12 protein-coding genes are annotated in these 9,511 nt (G+C 39.5%); 6 read left to right on the top strand and 6 right to left on the bottom strand.

What is annotated here, in order from left to right:
• The first annotated feature begins 127 nt into the window (after window positions 1-127).
• Entirely contained in the window at window positions 128-2,026 is a 1,899-nt protein-coding gene (locus tag AZE41_RS13090) for an LTA synthase family protein (RefSeq protein ID WP_067210186.1), read from the top strand.
• Window positions 2,027-2,260: 234 nt separating this feature from the next.
• On the top strand, window positions 2,261-3,358 hold the full coding sequence (locus AZE41_RS13085) for a YqgU-like beta propeller domain-containing protein (protein ID WP_067210183.1): 1,098 nt from the start codon (window positions 2,261-2,263) through the stop codon (window positions 3,356-3,358).
• A 181-nt stretch (window positions 3,359-3,539) separates the two neighbouring features.
• Here AZE41_RS13085 and AZE41_RS22290 read toward each other — a convergent pair whose 3' ends face one another.
• On the bottom strand, window positions 3,540-3,716 hold the full coding sequence (locus tag AZE41_RS22290; RefSeq protein ID WP_082786602.1) for a DUF2759 family protein: 177 nt from the start codon (window positions 3,714-3,716) through the stop codon (window positions 3,540-3,542).
• Between the two features lie 213 nt (window positions 3,717-3,929).
• Between AZE41_RS22290 and AZE41_RS13080 the strand changes: the two genes are divergently transcribed.
• Entirely contained in the window at window positions 3,930-4,568 is a 639-nt protein-coding gene (locus tag AZE41_RS13080) for an MBL fold metallo-hydrolase (protein WP_067210180.1), read from the top strand.
• Between the two features lie 70 nt (window positions 4,569-4,638).
• Here the strand turns inward: AZE41_RS13080 and AZE41_RS13075 are convergent, their stop codons facing one another.
• Window positions 4,639-4,881, bottom strand: a complete 243-nt coding sequence (locus tag AZE41_RS13075; protein WP_067210178.1) for a DUF2626 domain-containing protein — start codon at window positions 4,879-4,881, stop codon at window positions 4,639-4,641.
• Window positions 4,882-5,202: 321 nt separating this feature from the next.
• On the opposite strand from AZE41_RS13075, the gene comGA reads away from it, so the two are divergent.
• From comGA to AZE41_RS22800, 3 genes are read left to right on the top strand one after another with little or no spacing between them, the layout of a single operon-like run.
• The gene (comGA, locus tag AZE41_RS13070) at window positions 5,203-6,210 is read left to right on the top strand and encodes a competence type IV pilus ATPase ComGA (RefSeq protein WP_067210176.1); all 1,008 of its coding nucleotides are present in this window, start codon (window positions 5,203-5,205) and stop codon (window positions 6,208-6,210) included.
• The gene (gene comGB / locus AZE41_RS13065; protein WP_067210173.1) at window positions 6,203-7,258 is read left to right on the top strand and encodes a competence type IV pilus assembly protein ComGB; all 1,056 of its coding nucleotides are present in this window, start codon (window positions 6,203-6,205) and stop codon (window positions 7,256-7,258) included. Before comGA ends, comGB begins: the two co-directional genes overlap by 8 nt.
• A gap of 13 nt (window positions 7,259-7,271) precedes the next feature.
• Complete coding sequence (locus AZE41_RS22800; protein ID WP_156476053.1) at window positions 7,272-7,409, top strand: hypothetical protein; 138 nt, start codon at window positions 7,272-7,274, stop codon at window positions 7,407-7,409.
• A 19-nt stretch (window positions 7,410-7,428) separates the two neighbouring features.
• Here the strand turns inward: AZE41_RS22800 and AZE41_RS13060 are convergent, their stop codons facing one another.
• The 4 genes from AZE41_RS13060 to AZE41_RS13045 all read right to left on the bottom strand — a co-directional run bounded on the left by AZE41_RS13060 (window position 7,429) and on the right by AZE41_RS13045 (window position 9,500).
• On the bottom strand, window positions 7,429-7,893 hold the full coding sequence (locus tag AZE41_RS13060) for a tyrosine-type recombinase/integrase (protein ID WP_067210171.1): 465 nt from the start codon (window positions 7,891-7,893) through the stop codon (window positions 7,429-7,431).
• Window positions 7,894-7,922: 29 nt separating this feature from the next.
• Entirely contained in the window at window positions 7,923-8,324 is a 402-nt protein-coding gene (locus AZE41_RS23085) for a site-specific integrase (RefSeq protein WP_067210169.1), read from the bottom strand.
• 42 nt (window positions 8,325-8,366) lie between these two features.
• Window positions 8,367-8,585 carry an Arm DNA-binding domain-containing protein gene (locus tag AZE41_RS13050; protein WP_067210166.1) on the bottom strand — a complete coding sequence of 73 codons (219 nt, stop codon included), beginning with the start codon at window positions 8,583-8,585 and terminating at the stop codon, window positions 8,367-8,369.
• A 144-nt stretch (window positions 8,586-8,729) separates the two neighbouring features.
• Window positions 8,730-9,500, bottom strand: coding sequence for a DUF1829 domain-containing protein (locus AZE41_RS13045; RefSeq protein WP_067210164.1), 771 nt, complete (start codon window positions 9,498-9,500; stop codon window positions 8,730-8,732).
• Window positions 9,501-9,511 lie beyond the last annotated feature (11 nt).

The raw sequence follows: 9,511 nt of genomic DNA, 5'->3' as shown, positions 1-9,511 counted from the left end.
TATCATCGTTCATTTGGACTTGTTTTGGTAATTAGTGAAACTTTTCTTCAGCTACCCCGTCTATTATGTAGTAAGATTTAGTTCGAACGTTTTTTATGTGAATCTATTTTCGAAAGGAAGAGATGGAGTGAACAAAATAGTATGGTCAAAACATTCCGTACTCATAGTAGCAATAGTGGCGACTTGGTTGACAACATATTTCGGTTATCTTACAAGCTTCAATATGAAAATCGATAATATAATGCAGGAATTCATTCTTTTTCTGAATCCTCTTAGTTTCCTTTTATTTGTTTATGGTATTGCACTATTCATCAAGAGTACGAAAAGACGCAACATTTATATACTGACAATAAGTGTGATGACTTCAATTGTTATGTTTAGTAATGCAGTTTTCTATAGATTTTTCAATGATTTTATTACCTTGCCAGTCTTGTTCCAAACGAGTAACTTCGGAGATCTTTCATCTTCAGTTACTGCTAATCTAATGGTCACGGACATATTCTTTTTCACAGATGTGTTCATAATCTTTTTGGCAATCAAATTTATACCTAAGACTGATCGGGTGGAACAATCAAATAAAATTGGACGTAAACTTTACTTCGTTATGACTGCTGCAGTTATTATGGTAAACCTTGGTCTAGCCGAAATGGAAAGACCACAACTATTAACACGCAGTTTTGATAGAGAACTTCTTGTGAAAAATATTGGAACATATAATTACCATATTTACGATTTGTTCATTCAATCCAAATCCCATGCTCAACGTGCACTTGCGGATGGCAGTGAACTAGTAGAAGTAGGTAACTATATTAATGCGAATTACGCTGCTCCAGATCCTGAGATGTACGGAGTTGCAAAAGGTCGTAATATTATTGCAATCTCGCTTGAATCCTTGCAGTCGTTTGTCATTAATGAGGAAATGGATGGACATGTCATTACGCCATTTTTGAATGAATTAACGAAGGATCCGGATACATTCTATTTCTCTGATTTTTATCACAATACTGGTCTAGGAAAGACATCGGATTCAGAGTTTATCATTGAAAACTCACTGTACCCGAGAAATGGTAGTGCTGTATTTTTCACGCATAGTGGAAACACTTACCAATCGATGGCGGCTCAGCTAGGTGAAAATGGCTACTTCACGAATGTAATGCACGCAAATAACCGAAGTTTCTGGAACCGCGATATCATGTACGGTGCTCTCGGTATCGATAAGTTTTATGATCTTGAAAGTTATACAGTCGGAGAAGGAGAAGCGGTCAACTGGGGCATGAAAGATATCCCGTTCATTGACCAATCGGTAGAGTTGATGAAAGAAATGCCGCAGCCTTTTTATTCAAGGCTGATTACATTGACAAACCATCATCCATTTGACTTGGATGAAGAAGATAAGCTTATTCCTGAATATACATCAAATTCAAATACGTTGAATAAATATTTCCAAACGGTACGCTATATGGATGAGGCAATAAAAGTTCTTTTCGAAGACTTGAAAGCAAGCGGTTTGTATGACAACTCGATTATTGTTATGTACGGAGACCATTATGGTATATCCGAGAATCATAACAAGGCAATGGGCATGTATTTAGACAAGGAAATTACCCCTTATGATAATGCGAAATTACAGAGGGTTCCATTGTACATTCACATTCCTGGCTACGGTAAAGGGAAGACAATGGATGAAGTATCGGGACAAATCGACTTGAAGCCTACCCTCCTACATTTAATGGGGCTTGAAACAAAAGACGATATGTACCTTGGTTCAGACATATTCTCGCCTGATCATGAACCGTTTACTATTTTCCGTGATGGCCGTTTTGTAACTGATAAAAATGTTTACGCGCAAGAGGTCTGTTATGATAGTAAAACTGGTGAAGAAACTGATATGGCTGAATGTGAGCCGTTTATCGAACGGGCTGCCACTGAGCTAAATTATTCCGATATGATCATTAATGGAGATTTACTTAGATTCAAGGAAGAACAGGAACAATCACCGAAATTAAACAGTAAAAGTAAAGAATGATAAGGTTCTGCACGGAACTTTCCGTGCAGCCTTTTTTTTAAGATAAAGTATAAGTTTTTTAACAGGGACAATGTCAAGCTCCAGGCGCTCTGGCTATAAGTCAAGCCAGCTAGGAAGAAGGATTGAACTGTGCATCCTTCCTAGGCAAAAGAACGCCGGTCCGTCTTATGCCTGTCGTATCTGGAACGGGACCTTGCGCTTTACTCAGTTTAAATACAGAAAGGGGGAGGCGCGGTGAGAAAAAGAATATTCATCTTTTGTGTAACAGTCATGTTACTAACGGGCTGTTCAAAGAAGACGAATGAAATTATCGATGGACCAACTGCCGTTGAACAACCAGGGAATAACGAACTGATTAAAGAGGAAGTAACTAAAACGTTAGTTGCTGATCCTTCGAAGTTCCATTTCGTTGCAGACTGGTTAACCGAGTCAAAAGTTATCTACGTCGAAAAGGTAAATGGGCATTATCAAGTGAATAGTTTTGATTTTGAATCAGGTCAGACAGACACGTTATATGAGGATGAATCTATAATCATCGACCTCCTCATTCATCCTTCAAAAAAATATCTATTATTACATACTAGTGATAATGCTGCATCTGCAACAATTAAAATCGTGACTATGGATGGTGCGGTACAAGATGAAGTTATAGTTGCTTCAACAGAGTTGGCGATTGAATGGAACGATACTGACCCCTCACTTATTCTTCTCACGGCTTTTCATCAAGATTGGACTTTTGATTTATTTATTTATAACGGAAAAGTAGAGAGTTTGGACCTGCTTGCGATTGAAGATCCATTCCCGAAATGGCTAGGTGAGGATAAAATTGCTGTAGGATATGTCGAAGGCCACGTACTTGATGGTGGAGAGATACATACATATGAACCACTTACTAAAAAGTGGGGGCAGCTAGATATTAGCGGTGTTGTTTACTTTGATACATATGAAGATACGCTACTCGTTGTGCGAATAAATGGAGACAAGGATGCGCACTACACCATCATGGGACAGGATGGGATGATTAGCTCGGAATGGACAATGCCCGTCATTAGTAATTATTCAGAGTGGGTAATACCTGATGTTGAATGGGGTTCAAGTGAAACCGTGTTCATACCCGCTCCTGACGAGGGGGGGCAACTCGATGAACTCCTATCACCATATCGACTTATTCGCGTTATAGAAGGACGTCAAGACGTTGTAGCCGATGATATCACGTCGGGTGTTCTTCGATGTTCACCGTCGGGGCAAAAGTGTTTAACTGGTTACTCCGCGGAAAAATTGATTGATATAAAAAAGAAAACGCAGACGACGTGGTTAACGTTTCCTGAGTAAAAATAAAACAAGCTTAGATGAGGCAAGTAGCAAGCTGCTGGATCTAGCTGTGAAATCATCTGCTAATTGTTACTCACAGCTCAAGACTTTATTAACTTTAAGGAAACAAAAAAACACCCTTTGTGTATAAATACACAAAGGGTGTTTTTGGTTGTCCAAATTTAGACTTACACTTTCTCGATTATAGAGTTGGTGGGAATCCTTGGAAAACAAGTGTAGCAATTGTGAAGCCTCCAAAAACGACTGCAGCTCCAAGATTGAACAGAATACTTAAAACGTTACGTTCTTTGAATGCTTGGACCGTACCGACCACCGCTAAAATTGCGATGAGTCCAAAAATAATCATCAATAAGTTCATAGGGAAGACACTCCTTTCAATAGGAACTTCTGCTAAAACCGCTCACGATCTGTTGTGAGCAATACAGAAGTCAGCACATACTGTGCAAGTCCGGTTTAGCGCTATTCCTCTTCTATTGTACTGTTTGCAATCAAATTTGTCGAGGGATATTAGTGACGATTGTTTGAAATCGTATTTCACATTGCGTAATATAAGTTGCAGGAGGTGCCGACCATGTTGAAAGTTAATACATATCCGCTCGGACCAATCCAGACAAACTGTTACATCATCAGTGACGAATCAGGGAATTGTCTAATCATGGATCCAGGTGAAGAAAGTGGACGTATTATTAATAAAGTGAAAAGTAAAGAGTTGACTCCTGTCGCGATTTTATTAACACATGCGCATTTTGATCATATTGGGGCGGTTGACAGCATAAGGGACCGTTATACTATTCCGGTCTATATCCATGAAGAGGAGCAAGACTGGCTGTCTGATCCGAGATTAAACGGTTCTGCCAAGTATCAAGGATTACCTGACGTCCGCATTAGAAAAGCCGATAAGCTTATCAGCGATGAGGGAATGATGACTGTGGGCCCGTTCGAGTTTGAAGTGAGGCATACGCCCGGTCATTCTCCGGGGAGTGTTTCGTATATCTTCGGACCATCTCGTTTTGCCGTTGTTGGCGATACACTTTTCCAGCAGGGAGTCGGAAGGACAGATCTACCGGGGGGGAATACAGGGGTTTTGCTGACATCTATCCATGATAAGTTGCTTTCCCTAGATGATGATTTTATCATCTATCCAGGTCATGGACCGTCTACAACTCCAGAAGAGGAAAAAGATTCGAATCCTTTTTTGAATGGATTTTGACCAATATAAGTATAGAAAAACAAAAAAACAGCCAATAAAAAAAGGCTGTTTTTTTGTATGTACTTTTCTTTTAGTGGCCAGCGCCTGGTACGTGTATAAACGTTGTGTAGTAGCTGAATCCGACCATAAATATCATCAGATATGCTCCAAATAAGTACATGTACATCCGCTCTGTTAGGTTCAAATATCCAAGTAGCAGGAAGAACCCAGTGTTCGCAACAAAAAGAAGTGCGGCTGGCAGCATGTCTCCCATATAAAACATAACTGCGAATATGCCTGTCCAGAAGCCCATCAACTTGAACATGTTATCCATGTGTGCGTCCCTCCTTAATAAAACATTACAATAAGCTCCCATTCATTATAAGGGATAACGACAGCAGATGTAAACTCCAATCGTTCTTTCATTGTGACAAACACGTGTATAAGGGTGATTGTCACGAAAAATGATATTTGCTGTCGAAAAGTGGGGCGAATTTCAAGTATCGACCTCTTTCTGGGGATACACAATTCGACTTTGAGGGAAAGTATTCCAATACGTATTTGTAAGTCGTATACTGTGCCCAAGGATGAATTGCGATTTATCCGACTGGGTTGGATTGAACTTCACTCAACCCAAAAGAAAGAGGGGTGTTCAATGATTAAGAATGATAACGTCGTAGAACAGAAAAGTTTTCGACTATTAGAGAAAGCGATTAAGTACGAAGCGACTGACATTCACCTTGTTCCTATGAAAGAAGGATATGATGTTTCATTCAAAAAAGATTCAAGGCTGAACCGGTCCGGTATTCTTCCCCCACAGTTGGCGGGCCGCATGATTTCATTTTACAAATTCCTATCCTCACTCGACATTAGCGATAAGCGTAAACCCCAAAGTGGTTCTTTTCATAAACAGATACGAGGTGAGAATTATTCTTTCCGAGTTTCAACAATCCCTTCGATTCAAATGAAAGAAAGTGTTGTTATAAGATTGCAAAGGCATGACCAAATCGTTTCAATCGATGAATTATGCATTGAAAAAGAGTGGGCCGATAAATTACGCCAGGCTGTATCAGAGCCGCAAGGGCTAATTATACTGACCGGTCCGACAGGATGTGGAAAAACGACCACTATATACTCTTTAACAGCTCATTGCGTCAATCATCTAGAACGGCATGTAATCACATTGGAAGATCCTGTTGAAAATAATCATTCACATCTGCTTCAAATTCAAGTAAACGAACGGTCCGGTATGACGTACTCGGCAGGTCTAAAGGCGATATTACGTCATTCACCGGATGTCATCATGATTGGAGAAATACGTGATAGTGAAACGGCAAAAATTGCAATTCAAGCCGCCTTGACTGGACATTTAGTACTGACATCCGTGCACTCTAAAGATCCAGCAGGCTGTTTTTATAGGATGATGGATTTTGGTATTTCTGCCGAAGAATTAAGACAAACCATTGTCTGTATTTCAGCGCAGCGTCTCATTCGCAGTGCTTCCGGAAAAAGGGGAGCGGTATTTGAAATTATTCAAGGAGACACGCTTAATCGAATGACGGACACCATCATGAAAGGTGAAAGAGTAATTGTTCCTGAGGAACATAAAGTGGAGTCGCTTTTTCAGAAATATAACAGGCCAAGTGTGGTGCAAGATGGATAAATCAAAAAAACGATTGTTATTTCACAAAAAAGAAAAATTCCAAAATCGACCGGTATTTCTAGAAAGACTTTCTGTGTTATTAACTGAGGGATACACATTTCATGATGCAGTTACTTTGTTAGTACCACATCATTTGAAAGATTATAATCCTGTGCTGGAAGCAATGAATAAAGATTTTAAGGAAGGGTTCGGTGTCACTCATATCCTTGCTAGTTTTGGGTTCTCATCCGGAACGCTTCTTCCTATCGCGATTGCTGAAGTGGACGGGCGAGTCGCGCAGGCTTTGAGGGGCATGGCTGTTCGTATGAGAAAAGCAGAAGAAAAAAGGAAGAAGTTAAAAAATCTACTTATTTATCCTGTGGTTCTTTTTATTCTGATTGCCGCATTGCTTATGGCCTTCCGAAGGTACTTTTTACCTAACATGGAAGCGTTAGCGATATCTAGAAAAGGTCAAGGGGATGGATTTGTTTCGTCATTACCCTCGCTTGTGACGAGAATCCCCGATTTCATCATAAGTATGGTGTTAGTCTCTGCATTACTAACGGTATTATGCACCATTATCTACAAAAAGTTTGCGCCTGCAACAAAAATTCGCGTATTAATGTCCATCCCTGTCGCTAGTACATTCTTTTCGATAGTAAAGACTCGCGACTTTTCTAGTGAAATTGGGGGATTGCTTCAGTCGGGCCTATCCTTGCAAAATGCTTTGGATGTATTAATTGCTCAAAATTTGGATCTAGTGTTAAGTGAAATTACGAAAAATGTCAAAGAGCAGGTAGTTTTTGGAGATTCACTCCACACCGCGATAAGTAGGACAGAAGGATTGATGGACCAACTGGCTGCATTCGCCAAGCATGGTGAAGACAGCGGTTATCTACCGAAAGAACTTCAGATTTACAGCGAACATCTAAGTGAAGCGATTGATGAGAAGCTAGCGAAGGCATTGGCGCTACTTCAGCCAGTTTTATTTAGTATCATTGCAATCTGTATTTTGGCAGCATATCTCGCTTTACTTTTACCGGTTTACGGAATGATGGATAAATTATGAGGGGGAGAATTAGATGAAATTTATTCATAATGAAAAAGCGTTCACGCTAATTGAAATGATGATCATTCCAAACATATTAAAGCTGAAAGGGTACAACCGCAGTGTTTTCCAGCATTCAAAGGCGGTTGCACTAAACGAAAAATCACATTAAAACCACATTTATTTTCGCTTTAGATAAATTGGCGGAAATACTCATTAATTTTATCATCACTTTTTTTCAGCATCTTCTTAGTCACGTGCGCGTAAATTTCTAACGTGATGTTTATGTCGGAGTGGCCAACTCTCTCCATAATTACAGGTAAATCAACTTCAGCCTCAACTAACATCGTGATGTGAGTGTGTCTCAAAATATGAGTGCCACGAGCATCTTTAACGTCATAGGCTTTGTAATTCTTATTAAACACAGCTCCAATCGTGGAAGCACGAACGGGTTGAGTGCGTATTCCTGTAAAGACTAAGTCACACCATTGTGATTTAACGTCTCTTATCCCGATTAATTTCTCTTTATTGTATTGCGCCTTCATTTTCTTTAGCGTTACGGCCAGGTCATCGTTAAAAGAAACAACTCTATCCGAGTCTTCTGTTTTCGGCGGAGTAAATTCAAAACCACCTTCATCAGCATCTTTCTCAAACAACGTCTTGTCGACCTTCAGCACCTGCTTTTTTAAGTCGATGTCTCCCCAAGTGAGTGCTCTAACACCTCGCCGATGCGTAAGCCCGTAGAAAGCATTGTGAGGGCGATTGAATAGGCGTTTCTTCGTCCGGATGATTTCACGCCTTTCAGAAATTCTTGAATTTCTTCTTTCTCCAAATACTTCTTTTTAGATTTCGAAAAGCTTTGCGACTCTTTAGTGGCTTTTGGCGTGACGGTATCCTTGACGATGTTTTTCTCGATGTAGTCATTTCTTTTCGCAAAATCAAACATCAAATTTAAAGCGGTACGAGTTCCTGCGATGTGATGTTTTGATATTCCTGTATCACGTCTTTCTGTCAAAAAAGCTTGAATATCGTTGATTTGCAGTTTTCCGATGAAGTGCTTCCCGTGCTTGTCGATAAATGGTTTCATCGCTACCACTCTAGTTTTCACCGACGATGCTTTAACAGTTTCTTAATAGACATTCAGCCACTCGTCATAGACTTCCTGGACGACTCTTTTCGTCGTTTGGCGCTCTTTCGATAATTCGTCAGCCGCAAGTTGCGTCCTGCGTACGGCTTCCTTTTTTGTATCTCCACGACGTGTTATTTGCCGGCGTTGTCCTGTTAGAGGGTCCGGCGTAGCATCTGTAGTACATGACCACTTACTATTTTTCAATGTTCGACAATACATATTCATTTCCCCTCTCAATAGATAGATTGTAGTCTTCCGAGTGTGTATGCAAATGATTCCTTCCAGAATGTATGTTTGGTTTTGTGGTTAAAAGAAAAGCCCCACTGAAAGGGCTAGTCTGAAAGGAGTAGTTAACTATTCGGTTCAGATGACTCTGAGTTTGTCTACCCAATCAAAACGTTTAGACCAAGCTAAAACTTCAACATCATAATTTTTTAAAGAACTTAGAAATTTATCGGCTATAGGGATATTACCATCATTCGCTAATACGAAAAAATCCGAATCGGGTCTAGCTTCCCTAATGTCAATGAATGAGAATAATGGGGGAGTATAATTATCAGCCGATGGTGAATTTATTGCCCTAATTAACTTTTCGTTCTTCTTCTTTGTGCGTGGCAGAGCAAAATCAAAATTTTGCTGATTTCCAGATCTGCCGATAAATCCTGGGTCAGGGGTGTAGAATACGTTATTATCTTCAAAAAATGTAGCAACTTCCTCCGTGAAGATACTGGCCACTGTATTTCTTGCTGTTAGCAACATGTCAGAAACTCTAAGAATACATTGAAGTAAGTTGTTTTGTTTTTTTGGATAGTCATCTAATGAATCAAAGGAAACACAAAGTTCATTTGTTTTATTGTTAAATGTAACTCCGAAAATTTTAAGAGTAGTATTAAAAAACTCTTTTCTCTTTTTAGCATTATTGATGTTAACGCCAAGCATTTCGAGTTCATTTACAATGTGCCCATCATCTGAAATCATGAAAGTCCCATTTTTTTGGTCAGTGAAAAATAGCTGTATATAATCGTGATGCATATCGACGAAAGGCGTAGTGATTTCGATAAAATCACTAAAGTCTTCGAGGATTAATTTTTTGTTATTCCATTGGTCATATAACGACTTTAAATCCTGAATCATCAAAACAACCT

The organism is Sporosarcina psychrophila (assembly GCF_001590685.1).
Classification (GTDB): domain Bacteria; phylum Bacillota; class Bacilli; order Bacillales_A; family Planococcaceae; genus Sporosarcina; species Sporosarcina psychrophila.
This window is presented reverse-complemented; position numbering and strand designations above follow the sequence as displayed.